This is a genomic window from Amycolatopsis sp. cg13, assembly GCF_041346965.1.
Lineage (GTDB): Bacteria > Actinomycetota > Actinomycetes > Mycobacteriales > Pseudonocardiaceae > Amycolatopsis.
Window position 1 is genome coordinate 276,180 of the sequence record NZ_CP166848.1, and the last position, 22,773, is coordinate 298,952.

Sequence of the window (22,773 nt, forward strand, 5' to 3'; positions counted from 1 at the left end):
TCAGAACGCCGTCGCGACCAGCGCGGCCAGCGGCGGGAGTGCTTGGGCGAGCGCCCCGGCACGTCCCGCGCCGCGCGGTCGGCTCAGTGCGAGCAGGTCGGACACGCCCAGCGCGATCCCGGCGAGCGTCATGAACGCGCAGCTGTAGAGCACGAGCACGCGTCCGGCCGCGGCCTCGCCGGTGTGCAGCAGCACCAGGCCGGTCACCGGTCCGCCGGCGAGGAACAGGTTGTACCAGCCGACGTTGAACGACCAGAGCCGCGTGGCGGGCAGATTCTCGGCGGGGATCCGGAAGATGCCCGCGTGCACGCCCGGCCGTTCGAACAGCAGCACTTCCCACGCGAAGGCCAGCAGGTGCACCAGAACGGCGATCCCGGCGAGAACCTGCGCCACTATGTTCACGCCACTGGCTCTTCGAACGAGACCCCGTGCCGAGCCGCGATGTCGCCGAGCAGCGGCACGGCGGCCGGCCACAGGGCGTTGGCCGGGACGGTGCGGTCGATCTCGCGGAAGAACTCGCCCATCGCGTCGTCCGGGGTCAGCACGAGGAACTTCGCGTGCGGCGTGCGCACGGTGAACGTGTTGGGGACGCCCGCCGGGATGTGCACGAAGGAACCGGGGCCGAGTTCGTGGAGTTCGCCGTCGAGACAGACGGTGATGCGGCCGCACAGGACGTAGAAGCCTTTCGCCCACGGGTCGGCGTGCGGCGGGACGGCGGGGCCGCGCGAGGCGTCGACCTCGAACAATTCGTAGCCGCCGGTGTCCGCGGCGGACGCTTTCACCGTCACGATGGCGTCTTTCGTGTCCAGTTCAGGGCCTTCGCCCGAGGTGCTGAGGTGAATGGTCATGCCACCGAAGGTAGAAACGCCGAGGCGGCGCGACCATCCCGGAAATCAGGGATACCGGCTGGGGAAGGGCGCGCGCATACTTCCTCGGGTGTGGGAAAGCCGGGCGCGGGGCGTGCGGCGGGAGCTGGCGGCTCTCGCCGCGGCCGGCTGCGGTGTCGCCGAGCTGCACGCGGCGGCCATCGAACTGGTCGACCGGGTCGTGCCGACGGAGTTGACCTGCTGGGCGTCGCTGGATCCGGACACCGCCGTGATCAGTTCGATGACCAGCGGCCGCGCGCGCATCCCGGGGGAGTACGAGCCGCTGCTGGCGACGTATGAGTACGACGGCGCGGAGCCGCATGCTTTCGCGCAGCTCGCCCGGCGGCCGGTCCCGGTGGCGCGGCTTTCCGATCTGCCGCGCCGGGAACGCGAGCGCAGCGGCCGGTGGGCGCGGGTGTGGCGGCCGCTCGGGCTGGAGAGCGAGCTGCGCGTCGGGTTTCGCGCGGACGGCGTCTGCTGGGCCGCCGCCGGGCTGGTGCGACGGGGCGAGTTCAGCGACCGCGAGGTCGAGTTCCTGACCTCGATCGGGCCGACGCTGGCCGCCGCCACGCGAGTGGCGGCGCTGGCGCGAGGCGCGGCTTCGGCGGCGGAACCGGCGATTGTCGTGGTCGGACCGGACGGCCGCCGTCGCGGGGCGACCGAAGGCGTCGGCGCGTGGGAGTCCGAATTGGACGCGATCGCCGACGGCCGGTTCGCGGTGCTGCTGCGCGCGGTCGCGGTCGGCGCTCAGACCGCGGCGAGCGGAACGTTCCGCGCCAGGGTTCGCGACGCACGCGGCGGCTGGATTGTGTTGCAGGCCAGCAGATTGGTCACCGGCGACGACGCGCGCGACATCGTCGTGACGATCCGCCGCGCCTCCGGCGCGGAGCTGCTGGACGTGCTGCTCGCGGCCTACCGGCTGACCGCGCGCGAACGCGACGTGTGCCGGGAAGTCCTGTCCGGACTGTCCACTTCGGACATCGCGGCGCGGCTGGGGATCTCGGCGAACACGGTGCAGGACCACCTGAAGTCGGTGTTCGGCAAGGTCGGCGTGCGCAGCCGCGGCGAGCTGACGGCGCGGCTGTCCGGTTAGGCCGGTGATCTGTCCCACAGCGGGCTCGGCGCAGGGGCGCATTAGGGTGCTGGCATGACGGACGGACTCGAGTTCACCCGCGAAGGCGCCGTGGCCCGGCTGACGTTCTCCCGCCCGGAGAAGATGAACGCGATCACCCACGGCATGTGGGCGGCGATCCCGGGCGTGGCGGCCGAGGTCGAGGCCGATCCCGAGCTGAAGGTGCTCGTGCTGACCGGGGCCGGACGGCATTTCTCCGCGGGCGCGGACATCGGCGAGTTCCGCGAGCTGCGTTCGACCGCGGACGCCGCCGCGAAGTACGACGAGGCGGTGGACAGCGCGGTGGCGGCCCTGACCGCGATGCGCAAGCCGACCGTCGCGATGGTCCAGGGCAACTGCATCGGCGGCGGCTGCCAGATCTCGGTGGCCTGCGACTTCCGCTTCGCGGCGGACGACGCGCGCTTCGGCATCACCCCGGCCAAGCTCGGCATCGTCTACCACTTCGCCTCGACTCGGCAGCTGGTGTCGCTGGTCGGCCCGGCGAACGCCAAGTACTTCCTGCTGTCCGGCGAACTCGTCGACGCGACCCGGGCCCGCGAGATCGGGCTGGTCAACGACGTGTTCCCGGCCGCGGACCTGGAATCCGCGACGGCGCGGTTCACCGAGACGCTGTGCGGGCGTTCGCAAGCGTCGATCCGCGGGATGAACCGGATCATCGAGAAAATCGTGGCGGGCCAGGAGAAGACCGACGACGAGGTCGAGGAGATCCGGCTCGCCGCGCTGCACGGGGAGGACTACGCGGAGGGCGTGGACGCGTTCCTGAACCGGCGCGCGCCGAAGTTCACCTACCGCTGACCGGCACGGTAAAGCAATTGACGGCCCGGTGAGACTGGGCCTGTGGCTCTGACAATTCACCACCGCAGCCAGGACCCGGAGCTTTTCCGGACGGTCGGCCACGCCGATTTCGACCGGTCGTGGCCGGTTTTCATGCAGCACAACCCGACCGGGCACCTGTACTACGGCGAACTCGACACCGTCGCCGACTACGTGCTGCTCGCGACCGACGGAGACGAGCCGGTCGCCAAGGCCTACTCGACGCCGTTCGCCTTCGGCGGCCCCGGTCGCGAAGAACTGCCTGACGGCGGGTGGGACGAGGTGATCCGGTGGCAGCACAGCGACCGGCTCGCTGGCCGCGAACGCAACGCGGCGACCGCGCTGGAAATCGTCGTCCTGAAGGAACGGCAGGGGACCGGGCTTGCTTCAGTGCTGGTGAATGCCTTGCGGGACAACGCTTTCCGGCTCGGGCATGACGTGCTCTACGCGCCGGTGCGGCCGTCGCAGAAGGCGGACGAACCCGAGACTCCGATGAGCGAGTACGCCTTCCGGGTGCGCGACGACGGCCTGCCCTACGACGCTTGGCTGCGGGTGCATGTGCGCGCCGGCGGGCGGATCGTGAAGGTCTGCCCGGTGTCGATGACGATCCCCGGAACGCTCGCGCAGTGGCGGGAATGGACCGGGCTGCCGTTCGACACCGACGGGCCGGTGGTTGTCGAAGGCGCGCTGAGTCCGGTGCTGGTGTCTTTGGCGCAGGATTCTGCCGTGTATGTGGAGCCGAATGTCTGGGTGGAGCATCGGAGGCCCTGAGCGCTGCTAGATCTCGTCCCAGGGCGCGGCTTCGTAAGCCGTCGTCAGCAGTTCCGTCGCGATGGGGGAGGTGCGCAGCGGCACGTCGTCCACGGAGGCGACGGGGCGGCCGATGGTGGCGGAGTTGGTCACGAACATCGCGTCGAACTCCGGAAGCTCAGCCGAGTAGACCGGGCGTGTCTCCTGCGGCACTCCGGCCGCGCGGAGCTGTTCTTCGAGCACCAGGTACGTGATCCCCGGCAGCACGGGCGCTTCCGGCCACACGATCGTCCCGTCGCGCAGGAAGCCGACGTTCCAGATCGTCGCCTCGCTGATCCGGCCGTCGGCGGCGAGGAACACGGCGTCGTCGTACCCGGCAAGAGCTGCGGCGCGGGAATGCTGCGTGAGGCCGAAGCCGCCGAGGTGCTTCACGTGCGGCAGATCCCGTTGGTAGGCAACGGATCGCAGCCGCATCGGCGTGGCTACGTGGGAGCGGGGCGGGGCGGTGCGCACGAGGATCTCGGGCGTCATCGCGGCGTCGTGCGGCGACGAGCGCGAGAAAATGATCACTCGCACCGACAACGCGCCCTGGCCGGCGACGAGCCGCCGGACGTAGGTGCGGACCAGGTCGGTGTCCAGTTCGCTGCCGAACAGTTCACGGGTGCTCGCCGCGAGCCGGTCGAGGTGGTAGCGGAGGCCGCGCACGCGCCCGTCGCGAACCTGCATCGCGGTGAAGTGGCCGTAGCTGGTCGCCGCGGCGGCGAGATCGGCGGCGCCGGGAGTGGCGCCGCCGATCTCGATTCGCATCGTCAACTCAGGAAACCGTGACCGCGGTGAACTTCACCGGCTGCTTGGGCTCGCCGGTCGAACCGTCCTGGCCGATCGCGCCGATGCCGTTCTTGGCGATCTTGTCGAGCACCTTCAGGCCCTCGTCGGAGATGCTGCCGAAGATCGTGTACTGCGGCTGCAGCGGCGCGTTGCCGTAGACCATGAAGAACTGGCTGCCGCCGCTGTTCGGCTGGCCGGTGTTGGCCATCGCGAGGACGCCGCGGCCGTACTTCGCGGTGTCGATGAACTCGTCCGGCACGGTGAAGCCCGGGCCGCCGCGGCCGTCCTTCAGCACGTCGCCCTTCGCGTCCGGGTCGCCGCACTGCAGCATCTGCAGGTCGGTGACGCCCAGGCGGTGGCAGATCGTGTCGGTGAAGAAGCCCTGCTTCGCGAGGCTCTCGAACGCCTGCACGGTGCACGGCGCGAGCGCCCGGTCCAGCGTCATCGGGATGTCGCCCTGGGTGGACTTCATCGTGATGTTCACGGTCCCGCTCGACGAGACGTTCTTGCCGTCCGGCACGGTCGGCTTCTTCGACGACGGCGGCTTGCCGCTCGCGTCGGCCGGGTACGAGCACGTCGTCGGGTTCGGCAGCGCCTTCGGGCGCTTGGGGAGCGCGGTGCGCTCGGTGGGGATGTTCGTGACGCTCGGGACCGGCGGCGCGGAGCTCGACGGCGGCGGCGTGGCGGCCTGCTGGTCGCCGCTGCCCCCGCTGTTCACGATCCACACCACCAGACCGGCGACGATGAGGACCACACCGCCGACCACTCCAGCGCCCACGATCTTGCGTCGCTTCGCCTGTTCCGCCCGGCGCACGAGCTGCCGCTCGAGTTTGCGCTTAGCGGCTTCTCGGCGCTGCTGGTTGGTCGCCACCCGCCCTCCAGTTTCCGCTCGAAGTCACACGTCTGAGGTAGCGGCAGTGTATGGGCACAGCCTGTGAGGACTCCGTACAGGGGCGGCTAGTCTTCACCGGGTCGTGATCAAGGCCGCTTCCTGGGAGGAGGGTTCGGTGCTCGTCGCCGGGTTCGCCGCGGGGCCGCTGCGCTCCAATTGCTATCTGCTGGCCCCTGCCGCCGAGGGTCCGTGCGTTGTGGTCGACCCGGGCGAGGGGGCTGCCGAACCGCTGGCCGAGGCGTTGGCGGAGCACGGGCTGACGCCGGTCGCGTTGCTGGCTACGCATGGGCATCCGGATCATGTGGGTGCTGCTGCTGAGCTGTCGCGGGTGCACGGGGTGCCGTTGTGGATGCATCCGGGGGACGCTGAGTGGTACGACGGGCCGTTTGAACCGCTCACCGGGAACCTTGAGGCGGCCGGGCTGGCTGTGGGGGTCGTTCCGTTGCCTGGGCACACGCCGGGGTCCGTGGCGTTCGCGGTCGAGACGGGTGAGGGTGGCAGGCTGGTGTTCACGGGGGACACGCTTTTCGCCGGGTCGGTCGGGCGTACCGGCGGGTCCGGTGCCGATCTGGAGAGTTCGTTGCGCACATTGCTTACGCTCGCTGATGAGACCGTCGTGTTGCCTGGGCATGGGCCGGCCACGACTATTGGGCGCGAGCGCGCCGGGAATCCGTTCGTGCCGGGAGGTGCGCGGTGACTGAGAAGCCGGTGGAGCGGTTGCCGCTGTTCGCTGACGAGCCGAAGTTGCGGCGGCGGCGGGCTTGGTCCGGGGTTTTCGGCGTGGTGGTGCTCGCTGCTGCGTTCGGCGGGATCGCGGGGTTGATCGGCGGGCAGGTTGCCGGGCTGATCGTGGCGGCTGTGGTGGCGTTGCCGTTGGTTTACGTGGTGTTGTATGCGGCTCGGCGGCGGGTTTGGTTGGAGGGGACTTCGCTCGTTGTCCGGACCTGGGGGGTGCGGCGGGTGGATTTGCTTGAGGCGCCTCGGTTGGACGTGGTGATCAGTGATGTCCGGGGGAATCGGACTGTTGCGTTGCTGGTGAATGCTGGGCAGCGGCGGCGGGCTGTGAAGCTTGATTTGGCCGTTTTTTCCGGGACTGGGGGGCGCGAGTTGGGGGCGCTTCAGTTGCGGCGGTTGGCTGATGCGTTGTTGAACAATACTGAGGCTAATGGGTTGGTGTTTTCGGAGTTGTTGGTCGCGGAGTTGCGGGCTGAGGCTCGGGGGGACGCGGTGGCGGAGAGGCCGTTGTATCGGTTGGCTTCTGCTGCGCCTGGGGGGAAGTATTTGCAGAGGTTTCCTATGGAGGCTGTTAGTAGGTTTGTCGCGACGCTGTAATTTTGGCGCCGGCTTCGCCGTCGCGTGCGGGATCGCCTTTAAGTCGGCGTCTGAGGAGCGGTGCGACCGCCTGGGGGCGGTCGCACCGCTCCTCAGACGCCGACGCGATCCCGCGTTGTGGTCGGGTTTTAGGGAAGCGCTTGGTGGGGTTGGTCGTGGGTGGCGGGGGTGCGGGTGTGTTCGTCTAGGGCGTCTAGGCGGGCGCGGATTTGGTCTAGGTGGTCGGTTAGTTCTGGGAGTTGTTCGGCTACGTAGGTGAGCAGGCGTTCTAGGTGGCGCAGGGTCGTGCGGGCCTCGTCTAGCGCCGTGGCGATTTTTGGCACTGTTTCGGCTGCTTCTAGGGCGGACGCGAGTAGGCGGCGGATCAGGTGCACGGTGACTCGGGGGCCGGCCAGGACGGCTGAGAACACAGCGCCTCCTACGGGGTACGGGGGTCGCGAGTCTTCGTACCTCATTCGCGGAGGGCGCGCCCGGGCGGGGGCTGGGGGGTGTTACTGGTGTGAATCGGTGGGGGTAGTGGTGTTGATGAGGTGGTCGATGGGTTCGCGGGAGGCGATCAGGGCGGCCAGGACTGTGGTTACGGGGACTGCTGCCACGATGCCTACTGAGCCGGCCAGGGTGCGGATGATTTCCGCGGCGATGTCTTCGCTTCCTAGGAGCGCGCCTAGGCCTACGCCGGAGATCGCGGAGTAGAGCATGACTGGCAGTGCGGCGCCTGCGTAGGCCATGACCAGGGTGTTTACCGCGGAGCCTACGTGGTCTCGGCCGATTCGCAGGCCTGAGCTGTATAGGTCGCGCCAGCCTAGGGACGGGTTTGCGCGACGTAGTTCCCATACTGCGCTGGTTTGGGTGATGGTTACGTCGTCGAGGACGCCTAGTGCGCCGATGACGATTCCGGCCAGTAGCAGGCCTCTTGCGTCGATGCCGTGGCCCAGGGAGGCGATCAGGGTGGTGGTGCTGTCGTCCAAGCCGGTTAGGGAGGCGGCGGCGGAGAAGATTGCTGACAGGATTCCGATCAGTGCCAGGCTGACCAGGGTGCCTAGCACGGCGACTGAGGTTCTCGCGGACAGGCCGTGGGTCAGGTATAGCGCGATGAACATGATCGCGCCTGCTCCGGCGATCGCGACTAGCAGCGGGTTTTCTCCGGAGAGGATCGCTGGCAGTACGAAGAGGACGATCACTACGAAACTCAGTACTAGCGCGACTAGCGCGGCCAGGCCTTGCCAGCGGCCTAGTACGAGTACGGCGATGGCGAACAGCGCGGCGAGCAGTACCAGGGGGGTGCCGCGTTGGAAGTCGACGAGGGTGAATGACTGCGGGTCTGTTGGGTTGCCGCCGTTGTAGGCGAGGACGACTTTGTCGCCTGCGGTGAACCTTGGGGTGCTCGGTTCGATAGGGACGGTTAGCCGTACTGGCTTTCCGGCTGCTGGGCCGTCGGACATTTGCAGGTCGACGGTGAGGCACGGTTTCGCGTTCGGGTCTGGTTGCGAGCCGACCTGCACTTGGCCGGGCTGCAGGCACGGGCCGGAGGTCGCGGTGGTGATCGCTGCCTGGACTGGGGTGCCTTGCTGTACGGCGCTTTTCGGCAGGGAGCTGCCCCACGGGTACAGGATGATCATGCCTACGACGGTCGCCAGGGCCAGCGGGGCCAGGAGCCAGATCAGGAGTTTGCGGACTCGTTGCGACGCTGGGGCGGCCGGGCCGTGTCCGTGGCCATGACCGTGGCCGTGGCCGGTTGGCGGCGGGGTTTCCTTGGCTGCGGCGGGTTTGGGAGTGTCCTTTTCGGACTGCGGGGATCGCGCGGGAGGGCGGCGGCGGGTGCCCGGTGGCGGGGTGTCGCCGGGACGGCGGGGGACGCGCAGTTCGCCTGATTGCGAGCCGCTGCGGAGTTCGCCGGATTGGGAGCCGCGGGGATCTGCGGGGCGCGGGGTTCGGGGTGCGCCGGGTTGGGGAGGCCGTGGCGCGGCGGCGCGCGGGCGGCGGGGTTCGCCGGACCGCTCGGGACGGCGTGCCGGGTCGCCGGTGCGTCCGGGAGTGCGGTCAGCGGGACGTCCGGGTTCGCCGGTGCGGCCGGGCTCGGCGCGGCGCGAGCGGCGCGGCGCATCCGGACGGGCGCGGGGAGGAGCAGCGGGTGGCACGGCGGGGGACGCGGGTTCGCCCGGCACTCGCGGCAGCGGGCCGGTGTCGTCGGGGTCCTGATCGGGGTAGTCGTGCGGTGCCACGGCGGACATCCTGCCTTCCCGGCTCGCGGCTCACCCGGACCGGGTGGGGGAGGAAGCGGGCGTTTCGTTCAGGCGTGCGCAGAACGGAGGTGCACCCGCCGGTAGGCCGAGGGCGGCGTGTCGAAATGGTCCAGAAAAGCTTGCCGGAGGGTCTCCGTGGAGCCGAAACCGCAGCGTCGCGCGATCGCGGCGAGCGGGAGATCGGTGCCGGACAGCAGGCGGGCGGCGTGTTCAGCGCGCACCGTCCGGACGTATTTGCCCGGTGTGGTGCCGAGGTGGGCGTCGAACAGCCGGGTCAGCTGGCGGGTGCTGATGCCGGCCTGGTTGGCCAGCGCGGGGGCGCCGAGGTCGTCGGCGAGATGCTCGGCGACGTACGCGGTGAGGTCGCGGACCTGCCGGTGTTCGGGCGGCGGGCCGGCGAGGAACATGCTCACCTGCGCCTGGTTTCCCGGCCGCTGCAGGTAGGTGACCAGCGACCGGGCGGCTTCGCGGGCGAGGGTCGGGCCGTGGTCCTCCTCGACGAACGCGAGGGTGAGGTCGAGTCCGCTGGTGACGCCGGCGGAGGTGTAGACGTCGCCGTGCCGCACGAAAAGCGGCACCGGATCCACGGTCACCGACGGGTATTGCTCGGCGAGCCGCGACGCGTGCGACCAGTGCGTGGTCGCGCGACGGCCGCTCAGCAGCCCGGCGGCGGCGAGCACGGTCGCCCCGGTGCAGACCGACGCCGTCCGCCTGCTTTCCTGCGACAGCCGCCGTACGTGCGCGAGCAGCCGTTCGTCCTTGGCCGCGGTGAGGTGCCCGATCCCGCCCGCGACGACGAACGTGTCGAGCGGGCCGCGGACCTGGTCGATCCGGACGTGCGGGGCGAGCGTGAGCCCGGACTGGCAGGCGAAGGGGAGCCCGTCGACGCTGGCGAGCCGGACCTCGTACGGCCGGGCCGCGCCGAGCCGCGTGGCGGCGTCGAAAACGTCGGACACGCAGGCGATGTCGAGCAGTTCGGCGTCGGGGTACCCGAGGATCACGACCTGCCGGGCGGTACTCGGCATGGCCGCACGGTAGCAGCTCGCCCGGCCGGATCAACCGGGTTCGCAGGATTTCGGACACGCGTGTCCCGGCCGGGCCGCGCGGGCGGGAGCCTGGCGGCATGACTCAGAAGACGTTCGCGTTCGTCGTGTACCCCGGCCTGACGCCGCTCGACCTGGTGGGACCGCTGCAGGTGATCAACAGCTACGCGGCGGCGGACCCGTCGGTCCGGGTGGTCGTCGTCGGCGAAACCCTGGAGACCCTCGGCACCGACACGCCGCTGCGGATCGCGTCGAGCCACACCTTCGACCAGGTTCCGGACCCGTCCTGGGTGCTGGTCCCCGGCGGTGCCGCGCCGACGCTGCGCGCGCTCGGCGACGAGACGCTCATCGGCTACCTCCGCCGCGCCGCGGAGTCCGCCGAGCTCATGACCTCCGTGTGCACCGGTTCGCTGCTGCTCGGCCAAGCCGGGCTGCTCGAAGGACGCGAAGCGACGACGCACTGGACTTTCCTGGAGGTCCTCCGCGCGTTCGGAGCCGAGCCGGTCCGGCAGCGCTGGGTCGACGCCGGGAAGGTGATCACCGCCGCCGGGGTGTCGGCCGGGATCGACCTGGCATTGCACCTGGTGGAGCGGATGCGCGGGACGGACGCCGCGCGGCTGGTCCAGTTCGGCATCGAGTACGACCCGCGGCCGCCGCTCGGCCCGCTCGACTGGTCGCTCGCCCCGCACGAGCAGATGCGGCCGTTCGTCGACCACACCGTTCGCGAGGGCCTCGCCGATCAGCCGGAGCTGCGCGAAAAGCTGCTGACGCAGCGGTGACGTCCTCGTGAATTGCCCCACCCGGCTGAGGCAGGACGGGTTTGCCAGCGCCTCTCCGGCGCGTACCGTTCCGCCAATGGGTTCTCGCGGGGATGCCGGTCTGACCGTCTTCACCAGCAGGAGAGATGGCGACATCGTGCTGGTCACGGCTGCGGGCGAGATCGACATCGCGTCGGTGGGGCAATTCCGCTCCGCGCTTTCCGCCGCCTCCGGAGCCGGCGGGAAACTCGTGGTGGACCTGTCGCGGGTCGGCTATCTCAGCTGTGCCGGGCTGCGCGTGCTCGAGGAGACGAGCCACGTCCGGCCGGCGCTGTCGATCGTGGCGACCGGGCCGCTCGTGCTGCGCGCTTTCGCGGTGGCCGGGATCAAAGCGCCGGTGCGCAGCGGCCTGCGCGAGGCGTGCGCCGCCGCGGGGGCGTGAATCCCCGGCCGGAATCTGGGTACCCGTGGGGTGGAACCGAGATCTGCTGAGGTGATCCAGATGTCCACCAGCACGATGTCCGGCAAGACCGCGGTCTCCGGGGGCGCAGCGGGCCTCGCTGTGCTGGCCGGGCTGTACCTGATCGCCGCGCCGTGGCTGCTGCGCTTCGGCGGGGCCGCCGAACTCGCGGTGAGCAACACGGTCGCCGGGCTCGCGATCGTTGTTTTCGCCGCGATGCGCGCGCGGGATTCCGGCGCCCAAGCGCTGACCTGGGTGCTGCCGGTGCTCGGCGTGTGGGCCGCGGTGTCCCCGTTCTTGCTGCGGTACGGCGACGAAACGGTGCCGTCCGCCGGCGCGGTGACCGGCAACGTGATCGCCGGGGTCGTGGTGGCCGCCGGTGGCGCGGCGTTGCTGTTGCGCCGCAGCTGAGGTCAGCCGAGCGCGTCGGCGAGCCAGCGGCTCCAGGTCGCGATTTCGGCGGTCTCGTCGACGTCCGGGCGGAAGAGATGATGTCCCACCGCGATCGGCATGCCGAGCAATGACCGTTCGTGGAACCGGTAGAGGGCGTCCTCGGTGCGGACTCCGGCGTAGTTCGGGGTCGAGTAGTCGAGGACGCCCTCGACCGTTTCGTCGCCCACGCTGAACTGGACCGCTTGCCCGGCTGAGGGGTCGGCGGGCAGGCCGAGCGCGGCCAGCAGCTTCGGCCACGCGTCGCGGTTCGCCGACGAGGCCGGACCGTCGGCGGTCACGTACGTCGCGAAGCGGCCGGGGAAGTGCGCCAGCAACTCGGCGAGCGTGTGCAGGTACATCTCCCAGCCGACGGCGAAGGACTCGTGGTACTCGTCGTCCCAGCCGTCCTCGACGAACCCGCGGTGCACGAATCGGAGTACAGAAGTGCCGCCTTCGGCCGCTTCCACGAGGAACTCCATCGCGTCGAACGTGCCGTCCTCGGCTGCCTCGCCCCGGTAGGCGAACCTGCGCGGGGGATCCCACGCGGTGATCTCCGCCTCGGTGCGCATTTCGCCGAGACTGAACCGGATCCGCTTGGCGGCGGCGTCGACCTCGTGGCGGCCCATGAACCACGAATCGATGCCGGGCCCGGTCGCGACTGCCTCCCACACGGCTTCGGGTCCCGCGGGCAGCTGAACCTCTTTGCGCACCTCGAACTCGCGTGGCATCGGCGGCGTTCCTCCTCGTGGTCGGTCATGGTCACGGTGCCATTGACAATAATACTTGTCAATGCGGTGGCGGTTCGCCTGATCGGTGACAGACTGCGAAGGGACTCTCACGAAGGGACGCTTACGCATGGCAACGGTGGCCGACCAGTTGATCGACGTTCTGGTGCAATCCGGGGTGCGCCGGATCTACGGGGTGGTGGGCGACAGCCTCAACCCCGTCGTGGACGCGGTGCGCCGCACCGGCGGTTCGGCGCGCGGCGGGATCGACTGGGTGCACGTGCGCAACGAGGAAGCCGGTGCGTTCGCCGCGGCGGCCGAGGCGCAGCTGACCGGGCGGCTCGCGGTGTGCGCGGGGAGTTGCGGGCCGGGGAACCTGCATCTGCTGCAGGGGGTTTACGACGCGCATCGCTCTGGGGCGCCGGTGTTGGCGATCGCCTCGCACATTCCGTCCACGCAGATCGGCACCGGGTTCTTCCAGGAGACGCATCCGCAGCAGTTGTTCGCCGAGTGTTCGCATTACTGCGAGATGGTGAGTTCGCCGGAGCAGATGCCGCGGCTGGCGCGGATCGCGGTGCAGAACGCGGTCGGCCGGCGCGGGGCCGCGGTGCTGGTGCTGCCTGGCGATGTGTCGCACGAGCCTGCCGCGCACGCCACCGGGGAATCGGCGTCGCTGGGGAGCCCGCCCGCTGTGGTGCCCGCCGAGGCTGACATCGCCCGTCTCGCCGATCGGATCGACCGGGCCGAGAAGGTGATGATCATGGCCGGCGCGGGGTGCCGGGACGCGCACGACGAGGTGCTCGCGCTCGCCGGCGCGGTCGGGGCTCCGGTGGGGCATTCGTTGCGGGGCAAGGAGTTTGTGCAGTACGACAATCCGTTCGATGTGGGGATGAGCGGATTGCTCGGGTACGGGGCTTGTTACGAGGCGATGCACGAGGCCGATCTCGTGTTGTTGCTGGGCACCGACTTCCCGTACGACAACTTCCTGCCGCAGCGCAACACCGTGCAGGTGGACATCGATCCGGCCCGGATGGGGCGGCGGTCGGTGCTGGAGTTCGGGGTCCAGGGCGACGTTGGGGCTACGGTCCGGGCGGTGCTGCCTCGGTTGCGGGAGCGTGGGGATCAGTCGTTCTTGCACGCCATGCTGCGCAAGCACGAGCGGGGGTTGCAGCGGGTGGTCGACGCCTATACGGCTGAGGTTTCCAAGCATGTTCCGTTGCATCCGGAGTTTGTCGCGGACGTGCTGGACGAGGAAGCTGCCGACGACGCGGTGTTCACTGTGGACACTGGGATGTGCAACGTCTGGGCTGCTCGGTACATCTCGCCTAATGGGCGGCGGCGGATTCTCGGGTCGTTTGTGCACGGGAGCATGGCCAATGCGTTGCCGCATGCTATCGGGGCGCAGGCTGCTTCGCCGGGGCGGCAGGTGGTGGCCATGTGTGGCGATGGCGGGCTTGCCATGTTGATGGGGGAGTTGTTGACGCTCAAGACGCATGGGTTGCCGGTCAAGGCTGTGGTGTTCAACAACTCTTCGCTGGGGATGGTGAAGTTGGAGATGCTCGTGGACGGGTTGCCTGAGTTCGGCACTGATCACGATCAGGTCGACTTCGCCGGGATCGCCCGGGCGGCTGGGTTGTATTCGCGGCGGGTGGAGAAGCCTGGGGAGGTTCGGGAAGGGCTTCGGGATATTTTGGCGCATGACGGGCCCGCGGTGCTGGATGTGGTTACGGATCCTAATGCGTTGTCTATTCCGCCTAATATTACTGCTGCTCAGGTCAAAGGGTTTGCGTTGGCGGCCAGTAAGACTGTGTTGAGCGGGGGTGTGGGGAAGATGTTGGAGCTGGCCAAGTCTAATTTGCGGAATATTCCTCGGCCTTGACGTTCTCGGGCGGCTCGTCGCCTGGCGGCGACATTGCCGTGAGGGTTGCGCGGGGCACCCCGAAGCTTGATTGTGACTGCGGCGCGGGGGTGTTTGTCAAGGCGGGAAAGATGCCTTGACAAACACCCCCGCGCCGCGTTTTGGCTTCGTATCGGGGTGCGGGGGGTGTGGTTGCCTTGGGTGGGTGCATCGGCTGCGGTTGGGTGGGTGGGTGCTTGGGTGAAAGTACGTGAGGGGAACCCTGAGGGAATCTGATTCCCTCAGGGTTCCCCTCACGTACATCGGGTGCGGCTTATTCGGTTTCTGCCATGGCTTCTGCGAATTGGGCCGCGTAGAGGCGGGAGTAGGCGCCGCCTGCGTTGATGAGCGTTCCGTGGTTTCCTTGTTCCACGATGTTGCCGTTTTCCATGACCAGGATTACATCTGCGTCCCGGATGGTGGAGAGGCGGTGGGCGATCACGAAGCTCGTCCGGCCGGTGCGCAGGGAGTTCATCGCGTGCTGGATCAGCACCTCGGTGCGGGTGTCCACCGAGCTGGTGGCCTCGTCCAGGATCAGGATCGCTGGCTTGGCCAGGAAGGCTCGGGCGACGGTGATCAGCTGTTTCTCGCCCGCGCTGACCGTGCCGCCCTCGTCGTCCAGGACTGTGTCGTAGCCGTCTGGGAGGGTGCGGACGAAGCGGTCCACGTAGGTCGCCTTCGCGGCTTCGATGACCTGTTCGCGGGTGACGTTGTCCGCGCCGTAGGCGATGTTTTCCGCGATCGTGCCGCCGAACAGCCACGCGTCTTGCAGGACCATGCCGGTCTTCGAGCGGAGTTGTTCGCGGTCCATGGCCTTGATGTCGACGCCGTCCAGGGTGATCCGGCCGCCGTCGATTTCGTAGAACCGCATCAGGAGGTTGACCAAAGTGGTCTTGCCCGCGCCGGTCGGGCCGACGATGGCGACGGTGTGGCCTGGTTCGACCGACAGCGACAGGTCTTCGATGAGCGGGGTGTCTTCCAGGTACCTGAACGACACGTGCTCGAATTCGACCTGTCCGTGCACGACCTCGGGGAGTTGCGGGTGCTCCGGCTCCGGTTCCTGCTCCTTGGCGTCCAGCAGCGCGAACACCCGCTCGGCCGACGCGACGCCGGACTGCAGCAGGTTCGCCATGCTCGCGATCTGCGTGACGGGCTGGCTGAACTGGCGCGAGTACTGGATGAACGCCTGCACGTCGCCCAGCGTCAACGTGCCCGAGGCGACGCGCAGCGCGCCGACGACGGCGACCAGGACGTAGCTCAGGTTGCCGATGAACATCATGACCGGCTGGATCGTGCCGGAAATGAAAGCAGCCTTGAAGCTTGCCTGGTACAGCGCCTCGTTCTGCTGCCGGAAAACCTCCTCGGCCTCGTTGCGGCGGCCGAAGACGTGCACCAGCGAGTGGCCGGTGTACATCTCCTCGATGTGCGCGTTGAGCTTTCCGGTCGTGCCCCACTGCCGGATGAACTGCGGCTGCGCGCGTTTGCCGACCTTGGCCGCGACGAACACCGACACCGGCACCGTCAGCAGCACGATCACGCCCAGCAGCGGAGAGATCACGAACATCATCACCAGCACGCCCAGCACGGTGAACAGCGAGGTGACGATCTGCGACAGCGTCTGCTGCAGCGACTGCGCCAGGTTGTCGATGTCGTTGGTGACCCGGCTCAGCACCTCGCCGCGCGGCTGACGGTCGAAGTAGCGCAGCGGCAGCGTCGCGAACTTCGCCTCGATGTCCTGGCGCAGCCGGAAAACCGCGCCCTGCACGAGATCGGTGGTGAGCCGCGCCTGGATGACGCCCAGGAACGACGCGAAGACGTACAGCGCCAGCACGATCATCAAGACCTGGCCGACCGCGGTGAAGTCGACGCCGTGGCCGGGCATCAGGTCGACGTTGGTGAACATGTCCGCGAGCGTGGTGTCCCCGCGCGCCCGCAGGCCCTCGATCACCTGCTCCTTGGTCGCGCCCGGCGGCAGGTGCCTGCTGGTGATGCCGGCGAAGATCAGGTCCGTCGCCCTGGCGAGCACCTTCGGCCCGAGCACGGTCAGCGCGACGCCGATCGCGCCGAGGACCAGCACCCCGGCCAGCGCCGCGCGTTGCGGGCGGAGCAGCCGCAGCAGGCGGGCCAGCGAGCCCTTGAAGTCGAGCGCTTTTTCCGCGGGCATGCCGGCGGACATCATCCGGCCGGGCCCTACCGCGGGCGCCTGCGGCCGCGTCTTGTCCCGGGCGACGGCGGCGGGTTCGTCGGCGTCGGGCGCGGTGGCGGTTTTCGTTTCCTCGCTCACGCCGCCTCCTGTGTCTTGCGGGACACCCGCACCCGGTCGGCGTCGTGAGTCGGCTGGCGCAATTGTGTACTCACGCCGCCTCCTGTTCGGTCAGCTGCGAAAGCACGATTTCCCGATAGGTTTCGTTGGTGTCCATCAGCTCGTGGTGGGTTCCGGTGCCGACGACGCGGCCGTCGTCGAGCACGATGATCCGGTCCGCGCCGCGGATGGTGCTGACTCGCTGCGCGACGATGACGACGGTCGCGTCGCGGATTTCCTCGGCGAGCGCGCGGCGCAGCGCGGCGTCGGTGGCGTAGTCGAGTGCGCTGAACGAGTCGTCGAACAGGTAGATCTCCGGCCGGTGCACCAGCATCCGCGCGATCGCGATCCGCTGCCGCTGCCCGCCCGAGACGTTCGTGCCGCCCTGGGCGATGGGGGAGTCGAGGCCCTGTTCCATCCGTTCCACGAAATCCTTGCCCTGGGCGACTTCCAGCGCGTGCCACAGCTGTTCGTCCGTGGCGTCCGGATTGCCGTAGCGCAGGTTGCTGGCGACCGTGCCCGCGAACAGGTACGGCTTCTGCGGCACCATGCTGACCGCCGACGAGAGCACCGTCTGGTCGAGCCGGCGCACGTCGACGCCGTCCACCCGGACGGAGCCCTCGGTGGCGTCCATCAGCCGCGGGATCAGGTTGAGCAGCGTCGTCTTCCCGCTGCCCGTGCTGCCGATGATCGCGGTGGTCTCGCCGGGCCGCGCGAACAGCGAAACGTCCTGCAGCACCGGCTTTTCCGCGCCGGGGTACCGGAATTCGACGCCCTCGAGGTCGAGGTGCCCGCGCTCGGACCCGGCCGGGAGCGGCTCGTCCGGCAGGCGCACGCTCGATTCGGTGTCCAGCACCTCGGTGATGCGCTCGGCGCTGACTTCCGCGCGCGGCACCATCATGAACATGAACGTGGCCATCATGACCGCCATCAGGATCTGCAGCAGATAGGCCAGGAACGCGGTGAGCGCGCCGATCTCCATGGCGCCGCTGTCGACCCGCTGCCCGCCGAACCACAGCACGGCGACGCTGGAGACGTTCACCACCAGCATCACGGTGGGGAACATCAGCGACATCAGCCTGCCGACCCGGAGCGACACGGTGAACAGCTCGTCGTTGGCGCGGCCGAAGCGCTCGCGCTCGTGCTTGTCGCGCACGAACGCGCGGATCACCCGGATGCCCATGATCTGCTCGCGCAGCACCTGGTTGATCTTGTCGAGGCGCACCTGCATGAGCCGGAAGGCCGAGCGCATCCGCATGACGATCAGGCCGACGGCGACGCCCAGGATCGGCACGATCACGACGAGCAGCGACGACAGCGGCACGTCCTGCTGCACCGCGAGCAGGATGCCGCCGACGCACATGATCGGCGCGGACACCATCAGCGTGAAGGTGAGCGCGGCGAGCAGCTGGATCTGCTGGACGTCGTTGGTGGTGCGGGTGATCAGCGACGGCGTGCCGAACTTCCCGATCTCGCGCGCGGAGAAATCCTGCACGCGGTGGAAGACGCCGGCGCGGATGTCGCGGCCGGCGGCCGCCGCGACGCGGGAACCGTAGTAGACCGCCCCGATCGACCCGGCGATCTGCACCAGCGTGATCAGCAGCATCACGCCGCCGATCTTCATGATGTAGCCGGTGTCGCCCTTGACGAGGCCACCGTCGATGATGTCGGCGTTGAGCGTGGGCAGGTACAGCGCGGCGATCGTCTGCACCAGTTGCAGCGCGACCACGAGCCACAGCGTGGCCCGGTACGGGCGCAGGTAGCTGCGCAACAGTTTGACCAGCACGGTCGGGTACTCCCCCAAAGAAGTGAATGGCGTCGGTTCGGGTCTAGCGGGCCGCGCCGGACGCGGCCAGGGCCGGCATCCCGGCGGCGGCCTCCCGCAGGAGGCCGGTGAAAGCGGTTACGAACTCTTTGTCGTCGGAGTCCGAATTGAGCCAGGTATCGAAGGCGATGCGCGAAGCGTTCTGCACAATGCTCGCCATCAGCCGGGCGTGCAACGGATTTGCGTGCTCGCCCGCTCGCTCGGCGATCGCGTCGGCCAGCACGCGCTCGACAGTGGCGTACGCGCGCAGCATCTCGCCGAACAAGCCGCCGTTCTCCATCATCGCCCGCACGCGCCGCACATCCTCGCGAATCGGACGGTCGTCCTCGGAGAACCGGGTGATGGAGGCGTTGACGACCGCCTCCCACAGCGGTTCGTCAGCGGGCCTTGCCAGAAGCGCCTCGCGCACGCGCTCCTGCCGTTCGACGATGAACGCGCAGACAGCTTCCTCCTTGCTGGAAAAATAGTTGTTGAAGGTGCGCGGGGAAACGCCCACCTCGTTCGCGATGTCCTCCACTCGCAGTTGCTCGACCCCCCGTTCGAGCGCGATCCGCAGCGCGGCTTCGGCAAGCGCCCTTCGCGCGGCTCGCTTCTTGCGCTCGCGCAGGCCCAGAGGTGCAGTGGAGTTCACTGGAACGAGAGTAGCAGCAAAAGTTGCGTGGCGCGAAAAATTATGCGGACTGCGAAAAGTTTCGTTCTCGCAGAAGGACGGCCGGCCGAGGCAGGGGAGGCCTGGGCGATGGGGAATGATCGGGTGGTGCGGGGAGAAGAGTTGCCACGGAGCGATCGTCGTAGTCCGCTGTCACCGGCCCGTCACGTCGGCGCCCTGCCGAGTTCGGACGATCTGTCCGAGTGGTGGCAGCGGCAATGGTCCGAGCGTCCGTCGGCGGCCCACCGGCTGAAGGACGCTTACCGCGACCGGTGGGCGCGTTTCCACAGCCTGCCCGAGTCGAAGCGCTATCCCGGCACCGACGCGGAGTACGCCATCGTGCTCGACCGCTGCAACACGGTCTTGGACGAGTTGTTCCGCGATCAGGAAGTCTGGATCGTCACCATCGACTGGTCAGGCTCGGCCGAACCTCCGGGCTTGTCGGAGCGGCACGCGCGGTGGAATCCCGGTGCCCGGCACTGGACCACCGTGCGCGCCAACGAGGACGAAACCGACCCGGAGTTCATCACCTACGCCCATCTGTACGCCAGCCGCAGGCGCTGGCGGACCGGTCTCGTGGACGTCCTGCTCCGCGCCGTTGCCGACGACGTCACCGCCAACGCGATGATCACCAGCCTGTCCTTCGACCGCGTGCACCACCCGTACGACGGGGGTGCCGATGTCCTGCTTCCCACGATGGCGGAACGCGATCGGCTGAAAAGTCGCCACACCGACTGGCTCTCCGCTCATCCCCTCGGCTTCTGAATTCCGCGTGGCTGCCCAAGCCCCGCGGAGGCGCGGGCGTAAGAATGGGGGCATGTCGGAAGAAGCCCCGGCCGGCGCGCCGCGCACGCGCAATCGCTGGGGAGAGGGCGAGCTGCTGCGCGGGGAGATCCTCGACGCGGCCAGCCGGTTGCTGTCCGAGCTCGGCGGGGAGGACGGGCTGACCATCCGCGGAGTCGCCCGCGCCGCCGGGATCGCGCCGGCCAGCATCTATCAGCACTTCACCGATCGGGCCGCGCTCGTGGCGGGCCTCGCCGAGCACGAGTTCGGCCGCCTGCGCGTCGCGATGGAGGCGGCCGAGGCGCGCGTGGACTCCGGCGACGCGGTGGGCCGCGTGCGGGCGATGCTGCACGCATCCTGCCGGTTCGCGGTCGACAACCCCGGGCACTACCGGCTGATGACGGCCAACGGGCCTCCCCGGACCGAATCCGGCGCGCGACGAGTCGGGCCCTTGGCTGACGTGATCGGGTTGCTCGTCGACGGGTTCGCGCGGTGCGCCGAGGCAGGGATCGCGCTGCGGGTGCCCGCGGAACGAGCAGCCGTGATCGCCTTCGTCGGGGCGCACGGACGCGTCGCCCTCTTCCCGAACTCCGCCGAGCACTCCGGCGCGGACGCCGTGCTGGCGTTCGTCGACGAGTTCTTCTCGCTCGTTTTCGCCTGAGACACAACGGCTTCTCCCGTTCGAAGCGGCGGCCTTGACGAAGCGGGTGGACAAGCCGGGCCGAGATTCCTAACATGTGTTCAGTAAGTCTCTGAACATTCGTTTGGTAACTCTCCGCAAGAAGGACTCCGTTGCTACGGGATGCGCGAGCTCCCCGTGACCTGGTGAATCCGGAAGGACCAGCATGTTCCACCTCGATCACCTCTGCCTCGGCGTCCCCGACCTGGACGAGGGCGTCCGCCGGGTGCGGGAGGAAACCGGACTCGCCTGCTACGACGGGGGCGCCTTCGCCGCGGGCATCGCGAACACGATCTTCCCGCTCGGCGGGGACGCCTACCTGGAGGTCGAGGCGGTGACGGCTCCCGCGGCCGAACGGGAGGCGGCGGTCGCCTGGTTCGACCGGGTCGTCGCGGACGGCGACCGGTGGATGTTCTGGAGCCTGCGCGCCGACACCCTCGAAGAGCTGGCCGAGGTCGCGCAACGGCTCGGCGGCGAAGTGGCGCGGGTTCCGGGGCGCATTCAGCCCGACGGGACGCAGCGCATCATCACCACTGCTCCCGGCCCCGGCCGCGCGCTCGACACGTGCTGGCGTCGCGGGCTGCCGAACTGGTTCTACCGCGAGGATCCGGCCACCAATCCGGATCGCGGGGCGGCGGAGAACGGCGAGCGCGGGGCGGTGGTGACCCGGTTGGAGATCGGCGCGGACGCCGACGAACTGCGGGAGCACATCGGCGCCGAGACCTTCGACCGGCTGCCGCTGACAGTCGTGTCCGGCCCGCCTGGCGTGCACGCGGTGACGGTGCGCACCGAGTCCGGGCGCGAGGTCACCCTGCGCCGGGACCCAGCAGATTTGTAGAGATGCATTCACGCGAATGCGGGGAGGATCGACGCAAATGATCATCGACGTACACGCCCATTACTTTCCTGCCGCGTATCGGCCGATGCTGGGAAAGCTGGCCGCGAAGTCCGCGGCCTCGACCGCGGCCAGTTCAGTGCTGGGGGAGCGCAAGACACTCGCGGCGATGACCGACGAACCGGGGATGATCGAGCAGCGCATCGCCATGATGGACGAGGCCGGAGTAGCGCGGCAGATCCTCTCCGCCGCCGGTATCGCGCCCTACGCAGCGGATTCTCGAGTGGCGGTCGAGGCGGCACACGTGCTCAACGACAGCTACGGCGAACTGACCGCTTCGCACCCCGGCCGGTTCTCGGCGTTCGTTTCCTTGCCGTTGCCCCACGTCGACGCGACACTCGAGGAAATGCGGCGCGGGCTCGATGAATTGGGCATGGTCGGCGTGACCATGAACTGCTCCGTGTTCAACCGCTCCACGGCGGAAGAGGAATTCGAACCGCTGTACGAGGAGATGAACGAACGCGGAGCGCCCCTTTTCTTCCATCCGGCGCAAAACGGCATCTGCTCGCCGTTCATTAACGACTACGGCTTCACGGCGGCTGCCGGAGCGTCCCTTGAGGACACCGCGCTCGTGCTCCACCTGATCAAGCGGAACATCCCGGCGCGCTATCCGGACATCAAGATCATCGTGCCGCATCTGGGCGGCCTGATCCCGATGCAGCTGGCGAGGCTCGACGGCCAAGCGAACACGCCGGATCTGCTCAGCCCGCCCAGCGTGACGGCGCGCAGCCTCTACTACGACACCGTCGGCTGGGGCTCGCAAGCCGCGCTCCGGTGCGCCTGCGAGGCCTTCGGCGCCGACCGTCTCGTGCCCGGCAGCGACTTCCCCGTTCTGTTGTCGGTCGAGTCCTATCGGCGGACGTTCGAGTACATCAAGGAATCTCGTTTGCCTGAGGAGGAGATCGAGAAGATCCTCCACCGCAATGCGTTGGCTCTCTTCGACTTCGCCCCGACGGTCGCAAGCTGATCCGAGTCAGTTGTCAGGCCAACTCCAGGAAGATGCCATCCTCGGATTCGTCACCACCGGGGCCATGCGTACGGACGATGCCGACGATGTCGTCGAACAGTGTCGGGCCGTCCCGCCGCTGTGCCGCGGCGATCCGGGCTTCGATGGCTGACCGATTCGACGGATGGCAGGTGAGGAGGAGCTGGTTCAGCTGCTCGATCGTCGCGTCGTAACCGAGCGCGACCCGAGACGAATCCGAGTTGAGCCATCGCAGAACCCAGCCGCGCTCGGGCGTGCCGAAGCCTCCTCGGAGCACGTCGTTGAAGGCGTCGAGATTCCCGTGCCAGGTGTGGTTGTCGAGAAGGCGCGAGAACTCACGAGCGAACCCGGCGAAGTCGGAGAAGGCGGCGCCGTCGATGACTAACACAGGAAGGTCATCGCTACGGCTGGTCACGGTGCCAGCATGGCACGATCCATGCTGGCGTTCCGTCATTCCTGCCAGGAAGCTTGACGCAGGTCGGCT

General features: G+C 68.7%; 24 protein-coding genes. 13 read left to right on the forward strand and 11 right to left on the reverse strand.

The features are described 5' to 3' along the window. Positions 1-402: a DUF1304 domain-containing protein gene (locus AB5I40_RS01060; protein ID WP_370936514.1), complete on the reverse strand. Its 402-nt coding sequence runs from the start codon at positions 400-402 to the stop codon at positions 1-3. Beyond that, positions 399-848: a cupin domain-containing protein gene (locus AB5I40_RS01065; RefSeq protein WP_370936515.1), complete on the reverse strand. Its 450-nt coding sequence runs from the start codon at positions 846-848 to the stop codon at positions 399-401. Before AB5I40_RS01065 ends, AB5I40_RS01060 begins: the two co-directional genes overlap by 4 nt. Here AB5I40_RS01065 and AB5I40_RS01070 point away from each other — a divergent pair. Genes AB5I40_RS01070 through AB5I40_RS01080 form a run of 3 tightly spaced genes read left to right on the forward strand, consistent with a single transcriptional unit; the run spans position 847 to position 3,582 of the window. Further along, positions 847-1,959: a LuxR C-terminal-related transcriptional regulator gene (locus AB5I40_RS01070; protein ID WP_370936516.1), complete on the forward strand. Its 1,113-nt coding sequence runs from the start codon at positions 847-849 to the stop codon at positions 1,957-1,959. The genes AB5I40_RS01065 and AB5I40_RS01070 overlap by 2 nt on opposite strands. A 54-nt stretch (positions 1,960-2,013) precedes the next feature. After that, positions 2,014-2,793: an enoyl-CoA hydratase/isomerase family protein gene (locus tag AB5I40_RS01075; RefSeq protein WP_370936517.1), complete on the forward strand. Its 780-nt coding sequence runs from the start codon at positions 2,014-2,016 to the stop codon at positions 2,791-2,793. A gap of 42 nt (positions 2,794-2,835) precedes the next feature. Next, positions 2,836-3,582, forward strand: a complete 747-nt coding sequence (locus AB5I40_RS01080) for an N-acetyltransferase (protein ID WP_370936518.1) — start codon at positions 2,836-2,838, stop codon at positions 3,580-3,582. A gap of 6 nt (positions 3,583-3,588) precedes the next feature. Here the strand turns inward: AB5I40_RS01080 and AB5I40_RS01085 are convergent, their stop codons facing one another. Both AB5I40_RS01085 and AB5I40_RS01090 read right to left on the reverse strand, forming a co-directional pair. Continuing rightward, on the reverse strand, positions 3,589-4,368 hold the full coding sequence (locus tag AB5I40_RS01085; RefSeq protein WP_370940434.1) for an aminotransferase class IV: 780 nt from the start codon (positions 4,366-4,368) through the stop codon (positions 3,589-3,591). 7 nt (positions 4,369-4,375) lie between these two features. Next, positions 4,376-5,260, reverse strand: coding sequence for a peptidylprolyl isomerase (locus AB5I40_RS01090; protein WP_370936519.1), 885 nt, complete (start codon positions 5,258-5,260; stop codon positions 4,376-4,378). A 136-nt stretch (positions 5,261-5,396) separates the two neighbouring features. On the opposite strand from AB5I40_RS01090, the gene AB5I40_RS01095 reads away from it, so the two are divergent. Continuing rightward, a complete protein-coding gene (locus tag AB5I40_RS01095) occupies positions 5,397-5,978 on the forward strand; it encodes an MBL fold metallo-hydrolase (protein WP_370940435.1) in 582 nt (193 codons plus the stop codon). Next, complete coding sequence (locus AB5I40_RS01100) at positions 5,975-6,613, forward strand: hypothetical protein (protein ID WP_370936520.1); 639 nt, start codon at positions 5,975-5,977, stop codon at positions 6,611-6,613. The genes AB5I40_RS01095 and AB5I40_RS01100 overlap by 4 nt, the downstream gene beginning before the upstream one ends. Before the next feature lie 491 nt (positions 6,614-7,104). Here the strand turns inward: AB5I40_RS01100 and AB5I40_RS01105 are convergent, their stop codons facing one another. Next, positions 7,105-8,844, reverse strand: coding sequence for a YibE/F family protein (locus AB5I40_RS01105; RefSeq protein WP_370936521.1), 1,740 nt, complete (start codon positions 8,842-8,844; stop codon positions 7,105-7,107). A 59-nt stretch (positions 8,845-8,903) separates the two neighbouring features. Further along, entirely contained in the window at positions 8,904-9,881 is a 978-nt protein-coding gene (locus AB5I40_RS01110) for a GlxA family transcriptional regulator (protein WP_370936522.1), read from the reverse strand. 98 nt (positions 9,882-9,979) lie between these two features. Here AB5I40_RS01110 and AB5I40_RS01115 point away from each other — a divergent pair, with 98 nt between their 5' ends. The 3 genes from AB5I40_RS01115 to AB5I40_RS01125 all read left to right on the forward strand — a co-directional run bounded on the left by AB5I40_RS01115 (position 9,980) and on the right by AB5I40_RS01125 (position 11,528). Next, a complete protein-coding gene (locus AB5I40_RS01115; RefSeq protein WP_370936523.1) occupies positions 9,980-10,678 on the forward strand; it encodes a DJ-1/PfpI family protein in 699 nt (232 codons plus the stop codon). A 76-nt stretch (positions 10,679-10,754) separates the two neighbouring features. Next, complete coding sequence (locus AB5I40_RS01120) at positions 10,755-11,099, forward strand: STAS domain-containing protein (RefSeq protein ID WP_370936524.1); 345 nt, start codon at positions 10,755-10,757, stop codon at positions 11,097-11,099. A gap of 60 nt (positions 11,100-11,159) precedes the next feature. Beyond that, positions 11,160-11,528: an SPW repeat protein gene (locus tag AB5I40_RS01125; RefSeq protein ID WP_370936525.1), complete on the forward strand. Its 369-nt coding sequence runs from the start codon at positions 11,160-11,162 to the stop codon at positions 11,526-11,528. Between the two features lie 2 nt (positions 11,529-11,530). On the opposite strand, the gene AB5I40_RS01130 is transcribed toward AB5I40_RS01125, so the two are convergent. Continuing rightward, positions 11,531-12,277 (reverse strand): SRPBCC domain-containing protein, encoded by a 747-nt coding sequence (locus AB5I40_RS01130; protein ID WP_370936526.1) that lies wholly within the window; start codon positions 12,275-12,277, stop codon positions 11,531-11,533. Between the two features lie 127 nt (positions 12,278-12,404). Between AB5I40_RS01130 and AB5I40_RS01135 the strand changes: the two genes are divergently transcribed. Further along, positions 12,405-14,153 carry a pyruvate dehydrogenase gene (locus tag AB5I40_RS01135; RefSeq protein ID WP_370936527.1) on the forward strand — a complete coding sequence of 583 codons (1,749 nt, stop codon included), beginning with the start codon at positions 12,405-12,407 and terminating at the stop codon, positions 14,151-14,153. Between the two features lie 292 nt (positions 14,154-14,445). Here AB5I40_RS01135 and AB5I40_RS01140 read toward each other — a convergent pair whose 3' ends face one another. The 3 genes from AB5I40_RS01140 to AB5I40_RS01150 all read right to left on the reverse strand — a co-directional run bounded on the left by AB5I40_RS01140 (position 14,446) and on the right by AB5I40_RS01150 (position 18,929). After that, positions 14,446-16,335 (reverse strand): ABC transporter ATP-binding protein, encoded by a 1,890-nt coding sequence (locus AB5I40_RS01140; protein ID WP_370940436.1) that lies wholly within the window; start codon positions 16,333-16,335, stop codon positions 14,446-14,448. 190 nt (positions 16,336-16,525) lie between these two features. After that, entirely contained in the window at positions 16,526-18,259 is a 1,734-nt protein-coding gene (locus AB5I40_RS01145) for an ABC transporter ATP-binding protein (RefSeq protein WP_370936528.1), read from the reverse strand. 43 nt (positions 18,260-18,302) lie between these two features. Next, the gene (locus tag AB5I40_RS01150) at positions 18,303-18,929 is read right to left on the reverse strand and encodes a TetR/AcrR family transcriptional regulator (protein ID WP_370936529.1); all 627 of its coding nucleotides are present in this window, start codon (positions 18,927-18,929) and stop codon (positions 18,303-18,305) included. 141 nt (positions 18,930-19,070) lie between these two features. Between AB5I40_RS01150 and AB5I40_RS01155 the strand changes: the two genes are divergently transcribed. The 4 genes from AB5I40_RS01155 (at position 19,071) to AB5I40_RS01170 (ending at position 22,271) form a co-directional block, all read left to right on the forward strand. Continuing rightward, positions 19,071-19,712, forward strand: a complete 642-nt coding sequence (locus AB5I40_RS01155; RefSeq protein WP_370936530.1) for a hypothetical protein — start codon at positions 19,071-19,073, stop codon at positions 19,710-19,712. 52 nt (positions 19,713-19,764) lie between these two features. Further along, a complete protein-coding gene (locus AB5I40_RS01160) occupies positions 19,765-20,391 on the forward strand; it encodes a TetR/AcrR family transcriptional regulator (protein WP_370936531.1) in 627 nt (208 codons plus the stop codon). Positions 20,392-20,575: 184 nt separating this feature from the next. Further along, complete coding sequence (locus AB5I40_RS01165; RefSeq protein ID WP_370936532.1) at positions 20,576-21,247, forward strand: VOC family protein; 672 nt, start codon at positions 20,576-20,578, stop codon at positions 21,245-21,247. 37 nt (positions 21,248-21,284) lie between these two features. Next, on the forward strand, positions 21,285-22,271 hold the full coding sequence (locus AB5I40_RS01170; RefSeq protein ID WP_370936533.1) for an amidohydrolase family protein: 987 nt from the start codon (positions 21,285-21,287) through the stop codon (positions 22,269-22,271). A gap of 13 nt (positions 22,272-22,284) precedes the next feature. Here the strand turns inward: AB5I40_RS01170 and AB5I40_RS01175 are convergent, their stop codons facing one another. Then, on the reverse strand, positions 22,285-22,743 hold the full coding sequence (locus AB5I40_RS01175; protein WP_370936534.1) for a barstar family protein: 459 nt from the start codon (positions 22,741-22,743) through the stop codon (positions 22,285-22,287). Positions 22,744-22,773: the final 30 nt, after the last annotated feature.

Bases quoted from the DNA above. Each gene is read 5' to 3' on its own strand.
- AB5I40_RS01110 (WP_370936522.1), bottom strand. From the start codon at position 9,881: ATGCCGAGTACCGCCCGGCAGGTCGTGATCCTCGGGTACCCCGACGCC.
- AB5I40_RS01140 (WP_370940436.1), bottom strand. From the start codon at position 16,335: ATGCCCGCGGAAAAAGCGCTCGACTTCAAGGGCTCGCTGGCCCGCCTG.
- AB5I40_RS01075 (WP_370936517.1), top strand. From the start codon at position 2,014: ATGACGGACGGACTCGAGTTCACCCGCGAAGGCGCCGTGGCCCGGCTG.
- AB5I40_RS01120 (WP_370936524.1), top strand. From the start codon at position 10,755: ATGGGTTCTCGCGGGGATGCCGGTCTGACCGTCTTCACCAGCAGGAGA.
- AB5I40_RS01065 (WP_370936515.1), bottom strand. From the start codon at position 848: ATGACCATTCACCTCAGCACCTCGGGCGAAGGCCCTGAACTGGACACG.
- AB5I40_RS01135 (WP_370936527.1), top strand. From the start codon at position 12,405: ATGGCAACGGTGGCCGACCAGTTGATCGACGTTCTGGTGCAATCCGGG.
- AB5I40_RS01115 (WP_370936523.1), top strand. From the start codon at position 9,980: ATGACTCAGAAGACGTTCGCGTTCGTCGTGTACCCCGGCCTGACGCCG.
- AB5I40_RS01160 (WP_370936531.1), top strand. From the start codon at position 19,765: ATGTCGGAAGAAGCCCCGGCCGGCGCGCCGCGCACGCGCAATCGCTGG.
- AB5I40_RS01165 (WP_370936532.1), top strand. From the start codon at position 20,576: ATGTTCCACCTCGATCACCTCTGCCTCGGCGTCCCCGACCTGGACGAG.
- AB5I40_RS01105 (WP_370936521.1), bottom strand. From the start codon at position 8,844: ATGTCCGCCGTGGCACCGCACGACTACCCCGATCAGGACCCCGACGAC.
- AB5I40_RS01170 (WP_370936533.1), top strand. From the start codon at position 21,285: ATGATCATCGACGTACACGCCCATTACTTTCCTGCCGCGTATCGGCCG.
- AB5I40_RS01085 (WP_370940434.1), bottom strand. From the start codon at position 4,368: ATGCGAATCGAGATCGGCGGCGCCACTCCCGGCGCCGCCGATCTCGCC.
- AB5I40_RS01125 (WP_370936525.1), top strand. From the start codon at position 11,160: ATGTCCACCAGCACGATGTCCGGCAAGACCGCGGTCTCCGGGGGCGCA.
- AB5I40_RS01130 (WP_370936526.1), bottom strand. From the start codon at position 12,277: ATGCCACGCGAGTTCGAGGTGCGCAAAGAGGTTCAGCTGCCCGCGGGA.
- AB5I40_RS01070 (WP_370936516.1), top strand. From the start codon at position 847: ATGCCACCGAAGGTAGAAACGCCGAGGCGGCGCGACCATCCCGGAAAT.
- AB5I40_RS01175 (WP_370936534.1), bottom strand. From the start codon at position 22,743: ATGACGGAACGCCAGCATGGATCGTGCCATGCTGGCACCGTGACCAGC.